At 49.1% G+C, this 19,814-nt stretch carries 18 protein-coding genes; 8 read left to right on the top strand and 10 right to left on the bottom strand.

Annotated features, from left to right (window positions below):
- Window positions 1-59: 59 nt before the first annotated feature.
- The 5 genes from L0Y31_RS18635 to L0Y31_RS18615 all read left to right on the top strand — a co-directional run bounded on the left by L0Y31_RS18635 (window position 60) and on the right by L0Y31_RS18615 (window position 4,375).
- Window positions 60-788, top strand: coding sequence for a proteasome-type protease (locus L0Y31_RS18635; protein WP_234734599.1), 729 nt, complete (start codon window positions 60-62; stop codon window positions 786-788).
- Between the two features lie 7 nt (window positions 789-795).
- A complete protein-coding gene (locus L0Y31_RS18630; RefSeq protein ID WP_234734598.1) occupies window positions 796-1,644 on the top strand; it encodes a transglutaminase family protein in 849 nt (282 codons plus the stop codon).
- A 94-nt stretch (window positions 1,645-1,738) separates the two neighbouring features.
- Window positions 1,739-3,151 carry a phosphoglucosamine mutase gene (glmM, locus tag L0Y31_RS18625; protein WP_234734597.1) on the top strand — a complete coding sequence of 471 codons (1,413 nt, stop codon included), beginning with the start codon at window positions 1,739-1,741 and terminating at the stop codon, window positions 3,149-3,151.
- Window positions 3,152-3,338: 187 nt separating this feature from the next.
- Window positions 3,339-3,884, top strand: coding sequence for a hypothetical protein (locus L0Y31_RS18620; protein WP_234734596.1), 546 nt, complete (start codon window positions 3,339-3,341; stop codon window positions 3,882-3,884).
- A 125-nt stretch (window positions 3,885-4,009) separates the two neighbouring features.
- On the top strand, window positions 4,010-4,375 hold the full coding sequence (locus tag L0Y31_RS18615; protein WP_234734595.1) for a hypothetical protein: 366 nt from the start codon (window positions 4,010-4,012) through the stop codon (window positions 4,373-4,375).
- Window positions 4,376-4,429: 54 nt separating this feature from the next.
- Here L0Y31_RS18615 and L0Y31_RS18610 read toward each other — a convergent pair whose 3' ends face one another.
- Complete coding sequence (locus L0Y31_RS18610) at window positions 4,430-5,389, bottom strand: patatin-like phospholipase family protein (protein WP_234734594.1); 960 nt, start codon at window positions 5,387-5,389, stop codon at window positions 4,430-4,432.
- Between the two features lie 125 nt (window positions 5,390-5,514).
- On the opposite strand from L0Y31_RS18610, the gene L0Y31_RS18605 reads away from it, so the two are divergent.
- On the top strand, window positions 5,515-6,489 hold the full coding sequence (locus L0Y31_RS18605; RefSeq protein ID WP_234734593.1) for a polyprenyl synthetase family protein: 975 nt from the start codon (window positions 5,515-5,517) through the stop codon (window positions 6,487-6,489).
- Window positions 6,490-6,500: 11 nt separating this feature from the next.
- On the opposite strand, the gene L0Y31_RS18600 is transcribed toward L0Y31_RS18605, so the two are convergent.
- Window positions 6,501-7,226, bottom strand: a complete 726-nt coding sequence (locus L0Y31_RS18600) for a fatty acid desaturase (protein ID WP_234734592.1) — start codon at window positions 7,224-7,226, stop codon at window positions 6,501-6,503.
- 105 nt (window positions 7,227-7,331) lie between these two features.
- Here L0Y31_RS18600 and pafA point away from each other — a divergent pair, with 105 nt between their 5' ends.
- Window positions 7,332-8,981 (top strand): alkaline phosphatase PafA, encoded by a 1,650-nt coding sequence (pafA, locus tag L0Y31_RS18595; protein ID WP_234734591.1) that lies wholly within the window; start codon window positions 7,332-7,334, stop codon window positions 8,979-8,981.
- A gap of 45 nt (window positions 8,982-9,026) precedes the next feature.
- On the opposite strand, the gene L0Y31_RS18590 is transcribed toward pafA, so the two are convergent.
- Window positions 9,027-9,485, bottom strand: a complete 459-nt coding sequence (locus L0Y31_RS18590) for an NfeD family protein (protein WP_234734590.1) — start codon at window positions 9,483-9,485, stop codon at window positions 9,027-9,029.
- Window positions 9,486-9,488: 3 nt separating this feature from the next.
- Entirely contained in the window at window positions 9,489-10,406 is a 918-nt protein-coding gene (locus L0Y31_RS18585; RefSeq protein WP_234734589.1) for an SPFH domain-containing protein, read from the bottom strand.
- 183 nt (window positions 10,407-10,589) lie between these two features.
- Here L0Y31_RS18585 and L0Y31_RS18580 point away from each other — a divergent pair, with 183 nt between their 5' ends.
- Window positions 10,590-11,438 carry a LytR/AlgR family response regulator transcription factor gene (locus tag L0Y31_RS18580; protein WP_234734588.1) on the top strand — a complete coding sequence of 283 codons (849 nt, stop codon included), beginning with the start codon at window positions 10,590-10,592 and terminating at the stop codon, window positions 11,436-11,438.
- A 40-nt stretch (window positions 11,439-11,478) separates the two neighbouring features.
- Here L0Y31_RS18580 and L0Y31_RS18575 read toward each other — a convergent pair whose 3' ends face one another.
- From L0Y31_RS18575 to L0Y31_RS18550, 6 genes are all read right to left on the bottom strand, one after another.
- Window positions 11,479-12,495 carry a S41 family peptidase gene (locus L0Y31_RS18575; protein ID WP_234734587.1) on the bottom strand — a complete coding sequence of 339 codons (1,017 nt, stop codon included), beginning with the start codon at window positions 12,493-12,495 and terminating at the stop codon, window positions 11,479-11,481.
- A gap of 16 nt (window positions 12,496-12,511) precedes the next feature.
- On the bottom strand, window positions 12,512-13,090 hold the full coding sequence (locus L0Y31_RS18570; protein ID WP_234734586.1) for a hypothetical protein: 579 nt from the start codon (window positions 13,088-13,090) through the stop codon (window positions 12,512-12,514).
- Window positions 13,042-13,329, bottom strand: coding sequence for a hypothetical protein (locus L0Y31_RS18565; protein ID WP_234734585.1), 288 nt, complete (start codon window positions 13,327-13,329; stop codon window positions 13,042-13,044). Before L0Y31_RS18565 ends, L0Y31_RS18570 begins: the two co-directional genes overlap by 49 nt.
- Before the next feature lie 177 nt (window positions 13,330-13,506).
- Window positions 13,507-14,349 (bottom strand): endonuclease/exonuclease/phosphatase family protein, encoded by an 843-nt coding sequence (locus L0Y31_RS18560; protein ID WP_234734584.1) that lies wholly within the window; start codon window positions 14,347-14,349, stop codon window positions 13,507-13,509.
- An 81-nt stretch (window positions 14,350-14,430) separates the two neighbouring features.
- Complete coding sequence (locus L0Y31_RS18555; RefSeq protein WP_234734583.1) at window positions 14,431-16,236, bottom strand: RagB/SusD family nutrient uptake outer membrane protein; 1,806 nt, start codon at window positions 16,234-16,236, stop codon at window positions 14,431-14,433.
- Between the two features lie 2 nt (window positions 16,237-16,238).
- Window positions 16,239-19,550 carry a SusC/RagA family TonB-linked outer membrane protein gene (locus L0Y31_RS18550; RefSeq protein WP_234734582.1) on the bottom strand — a complete coding sequence of 1,104 codons (3,312 nt, stop codon included), beginning with the start codon at window positions 19,548-19,550 and terminating at the stop codon, window positions 16,239-16,241.
- Window positions 19,551-19,814: the final 264 nt, after the last annotated feature.

Raw genomic sequence — 19,814 nt, 5'->3', positions numbered from 1 at the left:
TTCCTGCAAAGCCGGAAAGGTGTATATTTGCCCGAACATCGCTTGTACCGACCAACTCAATGACTTACTGTTTAGGAATGAAAGTGGCCTCCGGTTTAGTGGCCATTGCCGACCGAAGACTTACTTCCGGCACCGAAGTTTCCAGTAATCGCAAGGTTTCTGTTCATCAATTGGATCACCATTCCTTATTCATCATGACTTCTGGCCTGCGGTCCGTACGAGACAAGGCTATTACGTATTTTAAAGAGGTTATTGAGGAAAAAGACCGGTCGTTCAATAAATTATACAAAGCGGTCAATGCTTTTGGTGAGCAGGTCCGGCGGGTGGCCAACGAAGATCGGGAGGCGTTAACGGCAGCTGGTCTTAATTTTAACCTGAATGCCATCGTTGGTGGACAGCTGGAAGATGACGATGAGCATAAGCTGTACATGCTGTATCCGGAAGGAAACTGGGTGGAAGTAGACCAGGGAACGCCTTTCCGAATTATTGGCAATTCTGGTTATGGAAAACCCTTACTTTACCGCAATCTGAAGTACGACGCTTCCTTGCAGGATGCCCTGAAAATTGGCTTTCTGGCCTTCGATGCAACACGAATCAGTGCCAATGACGTTGATTATCCGCTGGATGTGGTTATCTATCCAAAAGATAGCTTTCACCTGACCGAACACCGGCTGGAGAAAGAAGACATGGAAATAATTGCCAATCAATGGAGTGCATTGCTCAATAATTCAGTCCGGAAATTGCCCGATGACTGGATGAGTCCCATTTTTGATAAAATTCCTCACTGAGGCTTTTATGGAACTGCACGTACGGCACCGGCTCCGCTATGATTACTCAACTCCAGTCAAGCTGGAGCCGCATACCCTTTATTTATATCCTAAAATCTATCCGTATCAACGCCTGAACAGCTACGAGCTGCGCATTGAACCGGAGCCCGTTAAATTGGTTCGGAATATAGATGCCGAAGGAAACGTGCAGCAAATCGCCTATTTCGAAGCACGTGCGCAGGCATTGACGGTCGAAGTGGATATGAAGGTGCAGTCGGAGCCGTTCAATTCGTTTGATTTTATTTTATACCCATTCGAGACCCAGCAATTGCCCTTTACCTATCCGGAACCGCAGCAAAAACTGCTGGCTTCCTACCTGGTTCGGCACGGGGTTACCTCGCTGGTTGAGCAATATGCGCGCCAGGTGGCAAACGAAGCCCAATGGCAGACGATTCCTTTTCTAACGCTGCTTTGCAGTACCATCCGCGATACCTTTGTCTACGAGATTCGGGACGAGGGACCAGCGCATGAACCCGAAGCGACGCTCTCCAACCGGAAAGGCACCTGCCGCGATTATGCAACCTTGTACATTGCCTGCTGCCGAAGCTTGGGCATGGCTGCTCGGTTTGTAAGTGGCTATTCGTTTAGTAATCCGCAAAGCGTACATGAGTTGCACGCCTGGGTAGAGGTATATTTGCCCGAAGCGGGCTGGCGTGGATTTGATCCTACAGAAGGTAATATGGTGACTAATAATCATTTGTACCTGGCTGCATCCCTCTACCATGATCAACTGGCACCGCTAAAGGGATTAATCTCCTTTCAGGGAAAACAGGTGCAATCAACCATGCAGGCCAGCGTTGAGATTAATCAATTGTAGGAAGGGACGAATAAAAAATAGTAATTACTAACTACTGAGCACTCCCTGCTGCTATATTTGTTAAGCATAAAACATCATTACGATACAAAGCAACGTGGCATTAATTAAGTCAATTTCGGGAATTCGTGGTACAATTGGCGGTCAGGTAGGAGAAAGTTTGACACCGCTGGATGTGGTTAAGTTCTCAGCGGCATTCGGACAGTGGTTGCAGGGACGGCATCAAAAGGGTCCCTTGACAGTTGTGATCGGGCGGGATGGACGAATCTCAGGCAGCATGGTTTCGCAATTGGTTTCGGCGACGCTGCAAGGGTTAGGAATCCACGTTATTGACTTAGGACTCTCGACAACCCCAACGGTCGAAGTAGCCGTGCCGGGCGAAAATGCAGCGGGTGGTATCATTCTGACGGCCAGCCATAACCCAATTCAATGGAATGCGCTTAAGTTGCTAAACGAGAAAGGAGAATTTATCTCTGGCGAAGACGGGGCTGAGGTCTTGGCTTTGGCGGAATCTGAGGCGTTTGTGTTTGCCGAAGTGCGTAAATTAGGAAGCTACCGAACGGACGATACCTGGTTACAAAAGCACATTGACTCGATTCTGGCCTTGCCGTTGGTGGACCGGGAGGCCGTTGCCGCCCGGAAGTTTCGGGTGGTCGTTGATGCCGTTAACTCAACGGGCGGAATAGCGGTTCCTATGCTGCTGGAAGCCCTGGGCGTTGAAAATATCCAGCGGCTGCACTGCGAACCGACGGGTTATTTTGCGCACAATCCTGAGCCGCTGCCGGAAAACCTCCGCGACATCATCAAGGAACTTGAAAAAGGCGTGTATGACTTGGGTATTGTGGTTGATCCAGACGTAGACCGACTGGCAATTATTTGTGAAGACGGTTCGCCATTCGGAGAGGAATACACCCTGGTTGCCGTGTCAGATTATATTTTGAAACACGGATCGACAAAAGAAAACCCCGCAAATACAGTATCCAACCTGTCTTCGACGGTGGCTTTGCGTGATGTGACGCAGAAGCACGGTGGGAAGCACTTTGCATCGGCTGTCGGTGAGGTGAACGTGGTGGAAATGATGCGTAAGCAAAATGCCATCATTGGGGGCGAAGGCAACGGCGGTATTATTTATCCGGAACTGCACTATGGCCGGGATGCGCTGGTGGGTATTGCACTTTTCCTGACGCATTTAGCCAAATCAGGTAAATCGGCCTCGATGCTACGGCGGACTTATCCTAATTACTACATCTCCAAAAATAAAATTGAACTCACACCCGACGTTGACGTCGATGCGGTGCTGGAGCGGATTAAAACCAAATACGCTAAAAACCCAATTAACACCATTGATGGGGTCAAAATAGAGTTTGATAAAGAATGGGTTCACCTGCGAAAATCCAACACGGAACCAATCATTCGCATCTATTCAGAGTCCGATACGCTTTCGACAGCGGATTATCTGGCCAATAAGATCATTTCAGACATCAAGGAGGTAATTGCGACCCGCGTGTAGCAACCCGATCTCGCGACTGGCTAATACCCACAAGACCCAGAAAAGAAGGCAAAAACTTCTTTGGATCTTGTGGGTATTTTGTTTTTTTCCTGCTCTTGTCCCGGGTCTCTTTTTAACCTTTTCTGCATTTTCGGGTTATAGTATTACAGGGGAATGTTACCCCTATAGCACTAGACGCTCACATATTATGGCAGATAAAGAACAAGAACTCCGTCAGCAAGGCGAAAAAGGTGTTCGCCACGAAGGAGCACAGATTACTGGCCGCACAGATGGACCTTATGGACCAGATGATACCGACGTTGATCGGGCGATTCAGGACAATAAAAATCAGGACGAAGTAGAAAATTCAGCTAACGGACTGGACAGTATTCAGATACGTGGTGGCCAGGATGGTCGCAATAACCGGGGCATTGGAAGCACCGATATGGATAGCGAAAATGGTCTTCTCCGATTTGGCGACCAGGATGATGACCTTCCCGAGGATGTAACCCAGGAGGGATTAAGCCAGGCTGGAAAATCCAATACATCGATGGCTAACGTAACCACGCATGGGCCAGACGACTATGCCTCGGATGACGAAGTGCCTACGCCTAAAGCGCAGGAAAAAGCCAAAGAGCAGGGCGATAGCACTGATGCCAACGATTCTGATACTAACTCAAACCAGTCGCAGGAAGAGAAAGAGGAAGAAGTTAGTCAAACGGGAACTTCCACCTCCCATCAACCCGCCTATTAATCAGGAGAAGTTCTTGATTTTTAGCTCTTAAAACTTACCCTTTAATTAACAACGTTATGAGTATCTCAAGCAAATCCAGAAAAGAAAGCACTGATTCCTACGCGTCTCAGCGTTCAAATAATGTTATGGGCGTACCTTCAGAATTAGCCCAAACTTACGATCGGGAATTAAATCACGAACTGCCTTCGAGGAAAGCCGATTCAAGCGATATCGAGCCGACAGATGTGCAGCCAATTGATACAGAACCAAACAACCAGGCAGATACCCTGGATGACACCAAACGGTGGAACCAGGATGGAAGCGCGGTTGAAGTAACCGACACAGATCGGGAACTCGACGCTGACCTGAACGATTTGCGGATGATGGATGACAACACGAGTCGTCGCAATGTTCCGCCAACGGATGCCGAAGTTGAAGAAGCCCGCCGGGCTTCCTGGGGGCAAGATAAAGACCCGGAAACTGACCCTAGAGCAGAGCTAGGCCATTCCTAGAAACAAACTGATTAATTGCAAAAGCCCGACCCATTGGCCGGGCTTTTGCATGACTTATAGGTTAGTAAGTTGGGCCGGGGTGATAGGAGCGTCTAAATTAGCCTGTCGGGGAATGCCTTTGGCTTTTAGGACGGTTGTTGCCGCGCGGTAGCCCTGTACAACCAGTTGGCCAATGTCGTCGGGAGTAAATTTCATGATGTTTAGCCGGAGTGGCTCATCAGGACGAATAACAGTCAGGCTTACATCGCGGCCACTGAGTTTTTCGCGTTCGACGAAACGTTCCGCCCAGGCAATATCATTATTGACAATTTGATTGATGGTAATGTCTTTGACACGTTCAACCAACGTAAAGATGCTGCGGTAATTGACGTGTTCGTTGAAAACTCGTTTGGCATGACAAGCCACGCAGACGATTTCGGTGGCTCCGTCATCAATAGCAATGCGCAGCGGAGCTACTTCGCGCAGGCCACCATCGAGGAAGGCTTTTCGATGATCGCCCCCAATAGAAACAGCAGGCATCAGAAAAGGCAACGAACTGCTGGCAAAAATGTAATCCAGGATGTGTTCGTCCTGCTGGTCTACATAGACCATATCCCCATTAATTATATCAACAGCTCCGACTTTTAACCGAACCGGGCTTTTACGCAGCACATCCAGGTCAAGATTATTCCGAACAAGCGTCTGAATCGGCGTGTTATCCAATAAACCATCAAACCGGCTCATCAAGGTGTTGAAGCCAAGCATAAATCGGGAACGAATAACGGCTACATCTTCCGGCTTTGTAATGTTCTTAATCCAGAATTCCAGCAGATGACGACCAACCTTTATCCAATCGACGGTTTCATTGTTAACAAACTGTCTCCCAGCTTCGTGGACCAGAAAACTCGCATTGAGGCTTCCCACAGAAATACCGTAAATAAAATCAGGAACGAAACCAGTTTCCAAAATGGCTTGAACGGCCCCGGTTTGAAAAGCGCCTTTCAGGGAGCCACCACCTAGAACAAGTGCACGCATAATTTTTGAATGAGTTCGAAGTAAGATAGCTTTTTTCCACTAATACACGATGGTATCTGAAGTTTTTAGAACTTCGATAGCCTTAATTTGCCTTTTCGGTGGTATACTTGCCCCCTCAAATACACATGGCTCTTTCGATTCAGAATATACAGGCTCCCATTGCCGCCGAAATGAAGAACTTCGAGCTGAAGTTCCGGCAGTTTATGAAAAGCGACGTAATGCTGCTGGATCAGATCATGAACTACATCGTTCGGCGGAAAGGAAAGCAGATCCGGCCCATGTTTGTTTTTCTGACGGCGGGCGTTTGCGGCGGAATCAATGAGTCGACACACCGCGGCGCAGCCCTGATCGAACTGCTCCACACGGCTACGCTGGTTCACGATGATGTGGTGGATGATTCCAACTACCGGCGGGGCTTTTTCTCCGTTAATGCACTCTGGAAGAACAAGATTGCGGTGCTGGTGGGCGATTACCTGCTATCACGGGGATTATTGCTATCCGTAGACAACGCAGAATTTGATTTACTCCGTCTGGTATCAACAGCCGTTCGGGAAATCAGTGAGGGCGAATTATTGCAGATTGAAAAAGCCCGCCGCCTCGATATTACGGAAGAGGTTTACTACGAAATTATCCGCCAGAAAACGGCATCCTTGATTTCAGCTTGCTGTGCCGTCGGAGCGCGTTCGGCAAATGCGGCAAAAGACGTGATAGAAAACGCCCGGCTTTTTGGGGAAAAAGTAGGTATTGCGTTCCAGATTAAAGACGATTTGTTTGATTACGGCGAAGCTGAAGTAGGTAAGCCATTAGGCATCGATATCAAGGAAAAGAAAATGACCTTGCCGTTGATCTATGCGCTGAATAAATCGGGATACCGGGAAAAACGCCGCATCATCAACATCATCAAAAACGAAAGCGATAATCCCAAGCGCGTCGCGGAAGTCATTAGTTACGTAAAAGAGTCGGGGGGCATTCAATATGCAACCGAAGTAATGGGACGCTACGTTGACGAAGCAAAAACATTTCTTTATACCCTGCCCGAATCGACTTTCCGAAATTCACTGGAACAATTAGTGCAATACACCATCGAACGCAGCAAATAGGTTATTCTCCGTTATTGGCTCATCGCTTGTTTCTCCCGCGCTTCGGCCAGCTTCCACCACGGCAAATACGGATACGCATGGTGTTCGTAGTGATACCCGAAAAAATAACAGGACAAAAAGGCGGCTACGTGATTGACTTTCTGGCTGCGCGCGTAGTGCGGTGGGTTGTGATGCTCGCCCCGGTGGGGGAGATAGGTACCAAAATAGAATAGCTGAAACGTACTCAGAATGGCCGGGACCATCCAGAAAAGAATCAGATTTTCCATGGGGATCCAGATTTTCAGGATGTTATATGTAACCGCCATCAGAACAATTTGGGCAATAGAGATATATTGCTTCAGAAAGCTATAGTACCACGCAAAAAAGTTAGGATTCCCTTCGTGATAGTCTGGATCCTCTTCAGTAGCGGAATGCTTATGATGCAAATGATGTTTCTGATGAAGCTTGTTGTAATTATTGAAGGCAAAAAGCGTCGCACAAAGGGCGCCGATCCAGTAGTTAAGCCGCTTGTTATGGGGCGCTACTACGCCGTGAATGGCATCGTGAGCCGTAATAAAAACGCCTGTATACAAATGCATCTGCACAAGCACAAAGAAGTAAATCAGAGGATTTTGCCAGTTGATGGGAAACTGTAAAAGAAAAACCAGCATCCCCGCCCAACTCACTAAAATGGCAGCGGCGAACCAAAGTCCCCGATTACCGATGCGGACGGGTTTGATCGTTGCAGTTGGTGTCATGGTTTTATAAATCCTTTAAGGGCTAACGGTAACCTTGCCATAAATGTTCTTTATTTTTGTGAATTGTTAACCTAACCGTTTGAACACTTGCTCTCCCAATCTAAAATGCGAATTTTTTCTTCTTTATGCCTCCTGTTATCCCTGACAGGAAGTGTTTTTTCACAAAATACGGTCAAAAAACCGGCGGTTAATCCGTTGGCCAAGCCAAAATTGGTAGTTGGTTTTGTGGTTGATCAGATGCGGTATGATTATTTGTATCGCTATTACGACAAATTTAGCGAAGGTGGTTTTAAGCGATTAATGCGCGAAGGATTCAACTGCCGGAATAACCATTATCACTATGCCGCTACGATTACGGCACCCGGCCACGCCCACATCTATACCGGCTCTACACCAGCCATCAGTGGCATCGTGGGTAACGACTGGTTTGACCGTCAGGCCGATCAGACGGTTTATTGCGTAGAGGATTCGACGGTGTCAACGGTAGGGATGGCTTCACCAGCGGGTAGAATGTCGCCGCGTAATTTGTTGGTAACCACCGTTACGGATCAGCTCAAGGTCGCCTCGCAGGGGCGTTCCAAAGTAATCGGCATTGCGCTAAAAGATCGTGGAGCCATTCTGCCCGCCGGTCACGCCGCGAACGGAGCCTATTGGTTTGAGTCAAAAGAAGGAAACTGGATTTCCAGCTCCTTTTACATGAAAGATCTGCCGCAGTGGGTAAAAGATTTTAACGCCCGGAAGCTGGCCGCGCAATACGTGACGCAGACCTGGACAACGCTGTTGCCCATTGATCAGTATGTAGAAAGTACAGCCGATGATGTGCCTTACGAAAACGTGCTGCAAGGTGAAACCAAGCCGGTTTTCCCGCACCAGTTCGTCGCTTCGATGGGGAACAAATATGAGGAATTACGCACGAGCCCTTTCGGTGATTTGCTGACGAAAGAAATGGCACTGGCGGCACTCAAAGGCGAAAATCTGGGCAAAGGAAAAGAAACAGATTTTCTATGCATTAGTTTTTCCTCTACCGACTACATCGGACACCGCTTCGGGCCGGACGCCATCGAAACTCAAGACGAATACCTTCGGCTGGACCGCGTGCTGGCTGATCTGCTAAACTCCTTCGATGCGCAGGTTGGTAAAGGCAACTACCTGGTTTTTCTTTCGGCGGACCACGGAGCTGCCGACAATCCGGCTTATTCGCAAAGCATGAACCTTCCGGCTGGTTTCCGCAACTCGGGAGACGCCCTCAAGGTAGCCAATGAGGCTGTTCAAAAGGCATTTGGTCCGGGATCGTGGATTAAAAAATACGATAACCAGCAGCTTTACCTGAATCAGGACCTGTTACGCGAGAAAAAAATCAAAATGGCCGATGCGGTCGAAGCTATTCGGTTGGCGTTGCTGCAACAGCCGGGTGTGGTGAACGTGATTAACTTCCACGACCTCGCGGCGGTGTCGGTGCCGGAATACTGGCTGACGTTGCTGCGCAACGTGTACCACCCCAAGCGCAGCGGCGATCTGTACATTATCTATGAATCAGGCTGGCTGGAGGGCTACCGAAAAGGAGGGACTTCGCACGGAACGGTCTTTAACTACGATACGCACGTGCCTTTGCTATTCTATGGCTGGGGCGTGAAACCCGGCGAAACGACGCGTCGGACGCAGATTGCCGACATTGCGCCTACGGTTTCGGCCCTGTTGCACATTCTGGAGCCGAGCGGAAATATTGGTAATCCGGTTTCCGAAGCGATTAAGTAAAAAACAATCCGCCGCCTTCCTAATTTGAGGAAGGCGGCGGATATATTATTGTAGGCTGCTAACGGTGACGGCGTCAACAATGGCCCGAATGCCGTCCATGCGCTTGATGACGACCTGTTTTCCGGCCATGATGGACAAGTTAGTATCAGTAGCTGCAATCCATTCGGTTCCCCGGTAGGCAATCCGCCCTTCGCCCAGCGCAGGAATCGTTTTGGTAACCGTCGCTTTGTCGCCAACGTATTCCGTGTATTCCTGTTTGCGCGTGCGGGAACTCATCCACCGGCGCAGCGGCTGCCGACCAACAACCAACGTAGTGATGGTTACGACCGAAAACGCCAGGAGCTGGCTGCTGATGCCGGGTGTGATGCCCAACCACGCCAGCAGGGATGTTGCCAGCGCGCCAACGCTCAAAAAGGCAAAAAAGAAAGAGACGCTGAAGAGTTCGGCGATTAAAAACAAAAGGCCACCAATGAGCCATAGTTGCGATTCTGTGAAGAAGTCCATGCGTTAAGGCGTTTTTTCCTGTTGTTTAACAACACTCATTGCGGTAGAAATGATTGACGACAAGTCGCCAAAGTTGGCGGGCAAAATCAGCGTATTGGTTTCTTTGGCCAGATTTCCGAATTGGTCAACCAACTGTTCCGCTACCCGCAGTTGCACGGCGTTCATACCGCCCTCTTCCTGAATCGCCAGGGCTATTTTACGAATACTCTCGGCGGTGGCATCCGCAATGGATTTAATGGCTTCTGCCTCTCCAGAGGCCTCGTTGATTTGTCGCATCCGAATCCCTTCCGATTCCAGGACAACTTTCTGTTTTTGCCCTTCAGCCACGTTAATAGCCGACTGTTTTTGCCCTTCCGATTCCAGAATGACCGCCCGTTTTTCACGCTCGGCTTGCATCTGTTTTTCCATGGCGTTCAGAACGGTTTGGGGCGGGGTAATGTTCTTAATTTCATACCGCAACACCTTGACACCCCAGCCAATGGCTGCTTCGTCAATGGATTGAACGACCGCCTGATTTATCGTTGTTCGTTCTTCAAACGTCTTATCGAGTTCAATTTTTCCCATCTCGCTCCGCATGGTGGTTTGCGATAACTGACTGACGGCGAATTTGTAATCACTAATCCCGTAGGACGCCTTCATGGGGTCAATAATCTGGATAAAAATAACCCCGTCCACCCGCACCTGCACGTTATCCCGGGTGATGCAAATTTGCTCGGGAATATCAAGCGCGGTTTCTTTCAGGCTGTGTTTATAAGCTACCCGGTCGAAAAAAGGGATAATAAAGTTAACTCCCGGTTGCAGGACAGCGAAAAACTTGCCCAGCCGTTCGACGACGTACGCGTTTTGTTGAGGAACTACTTTGACGGTCGCAAAGACAACCAGTAAGGCAAGAATGGTAAGAGTAAGAAATACATATCCCATGTAAGTGAGTCGATTAAGAATTGAGGCGGAAATTTGGCAGAAAAGCGGATACGCTTCAAGATATGTGATGATAAGCAGAAAAAATCAAAAATGAAAGGCCGCTGGTAATGAGAAAAGGCAAATTCGCTTGAGGAATTGGGCTTCTTGCGTTATTTTGTATGTTTATTTATTGGTAACAAAGACATGGCTATTCGCTACTCGGATAAATGGCTTCGCTGGTTGGGAATCCCTTTCCTGACTTTTTTTACCCGCCATCTTGGTGACCCGACGTCTTTGTTTGAACTGCTGAAAAAGCGGGAATATTACGCCGACATCCTAGCCTATTTTGTCATTACGTGGATCGTTTGGGAAGTGAATTACCAGTTAATTCGCTATTTCGACCGGCGCTATTCCTGGCTAACCGAAACCTTCAAGCGATTCATTTTGCAGGCGGTGGTCAATCTAGGTCTTTCGGGTATCATCCTTGCGGTGGCCATTTTTGTCTACCAGATTCCAATCATGCACCGCGAGCAGGGCTTTTACATCGAATACCTGTTTGCCGGTGATGTGCCGATGTTTCTGGTTTTCGTCTTTATTATCAATCTGTTATACGCCATTCTGAATATCGTGCAATTGTACGAAAGCCGGGTTCAGGAGTTACAGCAGGAATTGGCGCAGCTTAGAGAGCAGCCCCAGTCAGAAGCTGAGAAAACCACTAAAAAGAATTTAGTAGTCAATAAAGGCAACTCGATGGTGCCGCTGCCTACCGACGATATTGCCTATATCTACAAAAGCAACGAGTATAATTTTGTAAAGGCGTTTGATAACCAGGAGTATAGAGTGGATTATACGCTCGAGCAGCTTTCTCAAATGCTGTCGGATGCTGAGTTTTTCCGTATTAATCGCCAGATGATCGCTAACATTGAGGCTATTAAGCAGGTCCAGCAGAAAGAACAGGGCGGTTTCATGTTGCGTTTGCAACCCCAGTTTTCCGACGAAGTAACGGTTAGCAAAAAGAAAGCCAGTGAGTTTAAGGCCTGGATTGATCGGTAAATTCGGCCAGGGTCCCTTAGTGAATCCTGGCCGATTCGCTTTACGGAAGGAGTTGCAGCGCTTTATCCAATTGAGGGTCTTTGCCCTTCATTAAATCTTCGTCTGTATTGGCAATCGAAACGTCGGGAGCCAGTCCTTTGCCCTCCCAGCTAAGGCCGTTATGATCCAGGTATTCGCCAATGGAAAGCGTGAACTGCCAGCCGTTGGGCATCTCGCGGGTGGCTTTGTCCGAAATCGCACCGGGCGTGGTGAGTCCAACCTGCTTGAGGTAGGGCAGGCGCTTCATCGCCATGGTGAACGTTTCGGCGGCACTGGCGGTATTATCGGAGGTTAACAGGATAATCGGCTTGGTGTACTGGCTTTTGCCGGTGGGTTTAAGATACCATTCCTGCCACGGCGTGAAATCCGTGTGCTTCGGGCCCGACCGTTTTCGCGATTTAAGATATAAATAGGTTTTATCAGCAAATCGCCCGGCTACGTACTGCCCGATCTCATCGCGCCCGCCCCAATGATCACGAATATCCAGGACCAGTGCTTTTGTATCTTTCAGGTAATCAAGCACAATGTCCAAAGTCGGTTCGTAATTTTTAAAATTATCCTCAAAACCAGTGATGTACAGATAACCCACGTTGTTTGGCAGTTTACCGTAACTGATTTCCGGCGTTGCGATTTTGGCGTCTGTGAGGTAGTTTTTTTGCAACACCTCCAGGCTGGTGCGGTTCAGAATAGGATAAGCATCCTCGCCGGAGGTGTAGCGTTTGTAGTTAGGGTCTGTCGGAATGATACTTACGTGCGCATCTTTCAGTGGATCAATCAGTTGTTTTAAAATACGATACAGATCCTCATTGGTCGATTGTGCCGTTAGTTGAGGGCGGTATTGCTGGTAAGCCGCGTTCCAGTCAAGTTTCTTGACGCTAAAACTGCCGTACATCTGGTCAAACTCATTCCAGACATACTCAAAATTGGTAATTACATCCGTCGACGGTTTTACGGGTTCCATTGACTGACAAGCCCCCAGCCCAAGCAGGCTAACGAGCAAAATTTTTATCTTTTTCATGATGATGGTGGGGCGATCAAAAGTTGAATGACGAATTAAGCTGAAGGCTGTTAGACCAGGAAGCCAGCGGACGCGGATGGGGATAGCGAAGTAAATCAAATTGATACGTCAGCCCAAGCGATGCGCGTCGGCTGATCTGGTGATCAATCGCCCAGGTCCAGGATACCTGCCGAAGACGGTGGCCGCTTGCTAACTGCGTATCATTTTGGTAGAGGGCCTTGAACTGGCTGCCAACTTCGGGAAGAGAATACGTGTTGTGCCAGGGAAGGCGAGTCACCAACCCAGCCAGTGAATAGCTTAGTTGAGTTGAAAGCTGTGTTTTGGGGCCAAGACTATAGGTTGCCTTGACAATCAGAGGAACCGACGTAATCATAGACAAGCCTGCGTAAGGCGCTTCAAATGGATAGTGAATCCGGTGATGAATACCTGTTCCCAGCAGAATAGTGCCTTTTGAATAAGTGCCAACGCGGCGAAGGTAATTGGCAAAAACATGGCCCGCCAGAAGGCCACCGGCCATCGGTACGGCAAGGTCCTCGCTATAATGGATTACCCGACCGGGATAGGCTTTGGCGTCGAAGTTTGGGCTATAGGACATCTGAAGTCCAGCCTGCCATTCGGTTTTGGTGGAACGGCGAACGTAGCCAAGCCTAGTTGAAACGGACGCGTCTGATAGGTAAGGGGGCTGGCGTTTCGGTCATTAATGGTAAGCTGGCTAATCCCCAGATTGAGCTGAATGGCGTGCTGGTTTCGAAGCGTCGGAGCTTCCTGCGCCTTGGCGATAAGCGTTGTCCAGAGGATTAGCAGGAGAGACAGAGCTTGTTTCGTATTGATCATTCGATTTGTTGTTTATGGCGCAAAATTGCCCCTAAATGCGTTTATGTGCCGTTTTTGAACTACCGAAAGACCTGGAAATAGCGCTGAAGCGCCTGAATTACGGGTTGAAATCGCCCGGAAAAGGCATAAAAAAAGGAGCAGAAAATCGTCTGCTCCTTTTACTCAGCCAAAATGAAATTAGCGAATCACGACCTTGGCAACCACGGGCTGGTGATCGGAAGGATAGCGTTTTTCTTTCGCGTCGGTTAAAACACCATATTTCAGCACGTCGATTCCTTTCTTAACAAAGATGTAATCGATGCGCTTGTCCATAGGCGCGTCAAACTTAAAGCTGTTGAACGTACCTTCCGGGCCGTAAGGTGGCTGGGCGGTCACGTCGTGGGCATCGTTGAGCAGGGTTTTGATGGTTTGAATCTGCTCGGTTTCGGGCGTTGAGTTGAAATCGCCAGCGAGAATAACGGGTTCGTTCTTCGCAATTTCCTTGATCTTCTGCACCATCAGTTTGCCCGATTGCCGCCGCGCTTCGACACCCTGGTGATCGAAGTGAACACTAAAAAAGAAAAACTGCTTTTTAGTCTTCAAATCCTGGAATTTAGCCCAGGAGCAAATGCGGTTGCAGCAGGTGGCGTCCCAGCCTTTGCCCGGTTTATCGGGCGTTTCGCTGAGCCAGAAATTACCCGATTGCAGCATCTTGAACCGATCTTTTTTGTAAAAAATAGCCGAATGTTCGCCCGCTTCTTTACCATCATCGCGCCCCGCCCCAAAAAAGGCGAACTCATTCAGTTCAGCAATGCCATCCAACTGCATCCGTAGCCCTTCCTGGGTGCCAAAAATATCAAACTCGTGGTAGCGCACCAGACTTTTGACCATTTCCTTGCGGTTCGGCCAGGCGTTGACCCCGTCGTTGGCGGTGTTATAGCGAATGTTATACGAAGCAACGGTGATTGGCGTATTAGCCTGGGGAAAAGCAGCGTGAGACACCAGAACACCGCAAAGCAAAAAGAGCAAAATAATTCTCATGGGTTCGTTTTATTGTTAAGAGTTGACCTTACCGGATCAGGAAAGAATCTGGTAAGGTCAAAAGTTACTGTTTCGTATTTTCTACCAGCCTGGATTCTGACCAATTTCTGGATTCAAAAGCCGATCCGTCTCTGGAATAGGGTAGAGGTAGTATTTATCATTCCATTTTCGCGGAATATTATTCAGCCACGTTAGCTCACCGGACGTATCGTTTGAAAGCCGCTGCGGATTCGGAACGCCGTTCACTGTTTCAGCCACGTTGATGTACGTAACGCCAGCTTGCTGGGTGGCGGGTTTCACTTTGTAGAACACCACATCGGCCTTCCCATCTTCATTCAGATCGAGCGGTTTGTCGAGCGCCGGGACGTAAAAACCGTTCCAAACCTGCTCCATCAGCTCGCCGCGTTTCCAGCGAATAATATCTGCAAAACGGAAGCCTTCCAGCGCTAACTCGATGCCGCGTTCCCGCCGGATTTCCAGCAAGGATGGGTCAGAAATGTTAGGGAAATAGTTTGTTTGCAGGTAGGTATCGACCACGGTTGGTTTAGCCGATAAGCCGCCCGTAATGCCTGCCCGTTTGCGCAGAGCACCCACGGTTCTAGCCCAGTCGGCGTCGGTAAGTGTACCCAGCTCGGCTTTCGCTTCGGCGTAGTTTAGCAGGATTTCAGCATAGCGCATGATCGAAATAGAGTTGTCATTGCGCGTTCCGCCATCGTAATACGCATCATCCAGGGCCCACTTGATGGGCTGGTAACCCGTATAGGTGTACGAAAAAACGGGAGGTGCAGGCTCGGTAGCCCCGCCATTGACACGGGTGTAGTTCCCCATCCGAATGGTTTGTTGCAACCGCTTATCCCGGCCTTTAACTTCGTCCATAAAGGTCATTGTCTTGTAACCCGCCTTGTTGGTAAATGGCGTTCCGTCGATGTTCAGATACGTATTGACGAACGTCCGGTTAAAGCTCACCCGCGCTCCGTAAGTGGCACTGGTCCACCACCAGTTAGCATCGTTAAAAACGCTCAGCGCAGCATCAGATACCGCCGAAAGCATGATTTCGTTGGTGACCGGCGTTTTGTTGATGAACAGTTGCCGGTAGGATTTATCGGTTCCCCCCGCTTCGTTGAGCGAGAAGCCACCTTCCGTCATCACGGCCTGAGCCGCGTTGGCCGCTTCGTTGAGCCATTTGTCCGCCGAACTGCCGAGGTTATAGGTAGTCTGGTACTTACGGAAAGTCCCTTCAAAAAGACAAATCCGCGATTTCAGACCGTAGGCCACGGATTTGGTAATCAAACTGCGCGAGTTGTCCGTTGTGGTGCGGATATTCTGGGTTGCATAATTCAAATCGGCCAGCACGGAGTCCATCACCAGCACGCGCGGGTCGCGGCCCCGGAACAAGTCAGCGTCGGTTACATCCATTGCTTTGTTAATCCAGGGAACATCGCCGAAGCGTTTTACCTTATCAAAATAGAACCACGCCCGGAAAAAGCGAGCCAGACCGATGTAGTGCCTTCTCGCGTCGGCTGGAACCGCGGGGTTGGTAGCGTTGGCAATGAAGTAATTGATGTTTCGCAAAGCGCGCCAATCCCAGCCAGAGCTTTGACGGGGACCATATGCCCCGTCGCGCAGAAAGTCAGGAACTTGCGTCCGAGCCGCAAAATCAGCCATCTCATCGCTACGGATGATACTACCAGCCGTAGGCAAAATACTGAAATCTGGACCAGTCAAATTATCGTAAAACGAGTTAGCGTACAGTTCCAGACCTTTTTCGCTGCTGAAGACGGCGTTTTTAGAGGCGGTTGATTCTGGAACTTGTTCTAGTTCACTACATCCGGCTAAAAAAAGGCCCGCCAGACAAAGACCAATATATCGTTTTTTCAAGGTTTTCATGATCAAAAAGTGGCTGAAAGTCCCATCGTAAAGCTTTTGAGAATCGGGTAGTTATGGCCATTTCCGCTGCCACCATCAGTTAATACCCGGTCTGATTCAGTAGCGCTTTCAACATCCAGATCGCGCGTGATTTTGTACAGCGGTGACCAGGCCCAGAGATTTTCTCCCGACACAAATACCCGGGCGTTTGACATACCTACCTTACGAATCAGGAGCTTCGGTAAATTGTAACCGATCTGAATGTTTTTCAGGCGGAGGTAAGCAATATTCTGGAGGTATCGGGTTTGCGTTTGCCGTAATTCGCCAGAACCGTTCTGGGCAACATAACCCCGGTAGCGAGGCAGATAGGCATTCGGGTTTTCCTCCGACCAGATATTATCGAGTTGCCACGTTGGCAGGCGGTTGTAAGGGCGGTTGTATTGTCCCCAGAAAGTGCCCGCTTCAGCACCCGGATACCAATCCTGCCGACCCACGCCCTGGAAGAAAGTCGAGAAAAAGAAGTTGTTCCAGTCGGCGTTTAGCATGACACCATACGTATAGCGAGGCGTCGTGTTTCCGATAATTCGGCGGTCGCCGGGTTTAGCCACGGTATTATCGCCGTTGTCAATTACGCCATCGCCGTTTAGATCGCGGAACTTAATATCACCCGGTAACCACTGGCCAGTGTTAGACGCTTTGTACAGCGTTTGCTTTGGCGAGTTTTTTACATCTTCGGCGGACGTGAAGAATCCAGCGGTTTCGAAGCCCCAGATTTCACCCACAGTCTGTCCGGCATAATAATCGCTTAATTTCTGATCCGGGTTGTTGAATTTGTCGATGGTCGCCGTGTAGTCAGCCATCGTGAATCGGACTTCATAGTTCATCGGTTTTGACGCCACCGAGAATTTATCCCGCCAGGTCAGCACGGCTTCCCATCCTTTGGTAGTCAGGTCGGCGTAGTTTCCTTTGGGCACCGAAGTCCCAAAAACCGCCGGCAGTGTCATTCCCACGGTAAACATATCCGTCGTTTTGCGAATATAGGCGTCGGCAATCAGTGTCAGGCGGTTGTTAAGCAAACCCAGATCCAGACCAAGGTCGGCAGTTGTCGATGTTTCCCAGGTCAGACCATCGGGAATAACACTAGGCTGGCCCGTTTTCTGCGGACGAACCCCGTTGAGTACCCGTCCCGATTGAGAAATCGAGAACTGCTCCTGAAAGGCGTAAGACCCGATGCTACCGTTACCCAAAGAGCCATAAGATCCTCTGATTTTCAGGTCAGTAATGATTTTAGGCGATACGTTCCAGAAGGATTCGTTTGCGATGCGCCAGCCTGCCGAAACCGACGGAAAAAAGGCGTAACGCTGCCCGGACGGAAACTTCGAAGAACCATCATAACGCCCATTTACTTCCAGCAAATAACGATCCTTAAAGCCGTAGTTCAGGCGGTAGAATCCACCCAGAATGGCCCAGGTTTCCCGGCCACCGGCAGTTGTAATGGACTGACCCAGCGCCAGGTTAATATCCTGAGCATCCTCATAGATCAAACCATTCCGCATGGCTTCCAGGCGTTGGTAATTGGAAAACTCGTAGTTATATCCAGCCAGCGCTTTGACGTAGTGATTCGTGCCGATTTTAGGCTCGTATTCGGCGTATAGGTTAGTAGCCGTGTACATCGTCTCGCGGTAGATATTCTGTAGGTCGTTGGTGTTAACACCCACGTACTCAATCACGCCCGGTTTGCGGCTGTAAGGCACGGGTACCCGCGTGCGGTATTCGTTATTATCCGTATTCTGGAACGTGAAATTTCCCTTAACGCGGAATTGGTCGTTGAAGAACTGGGTTGCAAAATCAATCGTGTTACGGAATACGCGCCGATCCATGTCAATGCCGTTCTTACCGTACCAGAAATCGCCCACCGTATACGCCGCCGAGTAGCTCAGCGTACCGTCTGGATTAAACATGGGCGACATGTTGTGGCCTTCGTCGGAGATATTGCGCCAGATGCTACCACCTTCACCCACATTCAGCGGGTTGTGGTATTTCATCGACGAATAATCGGCATTGTTCGTAATTTTTAACCAAGGATAAAGCTGAATCGATCCTTTGGCGCGAAGGCTAAGTAGTTTATAATCATCCGAGTTATACCGAAACAAACCTTCCTGGTTGTAGTAACGACCTGTCACGTAAAAATCAGCTTTGCCGCTGCTGCCCGAGAAAGACAGGTTGTGCTCTGTAGCCGTGTTTTGCCGTTTGTACAACTCTTTATACCAATCCGTATTTTCGTAGTAAACATACTCGCCCGTTGTGGGGTCAACGACGGTTTTAGGCAAGCTGGGATCTTTGTCACGGCGTTCAAACTCCGCCAGATAGGCTGGCGAAAAGCGCACCGTTTTATTCACGTTCTGGGGCGTTTGCGAATAATCGTTCCACGCGCTCCAGCCTTCATTGAACATCTTGGCGAACAGATACCCGTTCGTTACAAAATCGGGCACAGCCGTCGGGCTCTTGATGGAGTGATTTAGCGAATAGGTGATGCTGGTGCGGTCTTTAATGGGGCTTTTAGTCGTAATTAATACCACGCCGAATGCACCCCGGGCTCCGTAAATAGCTGCTGAAGATGCATCTTTCAGGACCGAAACCGTGGCAATGTCGTTGGGGTTAAGTCGGCTGGGGTCGCCCTCGACTCCATCGATCAGGACCAGCGCATTGCCTCCCTGCCCAATCGAGGTTGTTCCCCGGATGTTGTAACTGGGTGATTGAGTGGGTTTTCCATCGCCCATGCGTAGGTTCAGGTTTGGAATAGTTCCCTGAAGCCCCTGCGTCAGGTTGGGTAACGAGCGATTTTCCAGAACCTCACTGCCAACCTGGTCAACAGCGCCGGTCAGGTTTACCTTTTTTTGCGTACCATAACCCACTACAACGACCTCTTCCAGCGCTTTTGTGTCGGCTTTCAAGGTGACGTTGATGGTTGTTTGCTTGCCCGGCGCAATTTCCTGAGGGAGATAACCAACAAAGGAAAAAATCAGAACGGTAGGTCCTTCAGGCGCATTAATTTGGTATTGTCCGTTGGCGTCGGTGGTAGCACCACGTTGGGTGCCCTTAATCACAATGCTAACACCGGGAAGTCCGTCGCCTTTTTCGTCGATTACGCGGCCTTTGATTAGCTCATCAGCCAACGAAACGCTCGTGCGCGGCCGGTCGAAAGTTGGGATTTCCCGAGCCGAAAGAGAGTGACTCAATGTTAAGCCACAGAGAACGACCGGAACAAAAAGTTGCGTGATGGCTGTACGCGAAGCCTTAGTCCATACGCGCTCAGGCGGTATAGAATTCTTCATAAAATGAAATTTTTTGGTGTTTTTCTTCTAGACTAATAATGCATAAGTAGCTGTGCCTGAATAAGATTCAGTGTAGAAGAGCGGTGTTCGATTCGTAGAACAATGCATTTTTATTTCGCCACAAAAGTAAGGAGCCTAATGTTTTGGAAATGTTAAGTATTGGGGCGTAATGTTAGGATTTTGCTAAAGTAGCGCAGGCAGAATTTGCCTAATTAGCAAAAAAAATCCAGTTAAGAATCCGGCATGATACTGACTGCCTGATGC

Source organism: Tellurirhabdus bombi, assembly GCF_021484805.1.
GTDB classification, from domain to species: Bacteria; Bacteroidota; Bacteroidia; order Cytophagales; family Spirosomataceae; genus Tellurirhabdus; species Tellurirhabdus bombi.
Note: the sequence above shows the minus strand (reverse complement) of the source record. Positions and strands in the feature narration are given on the sequence as shown.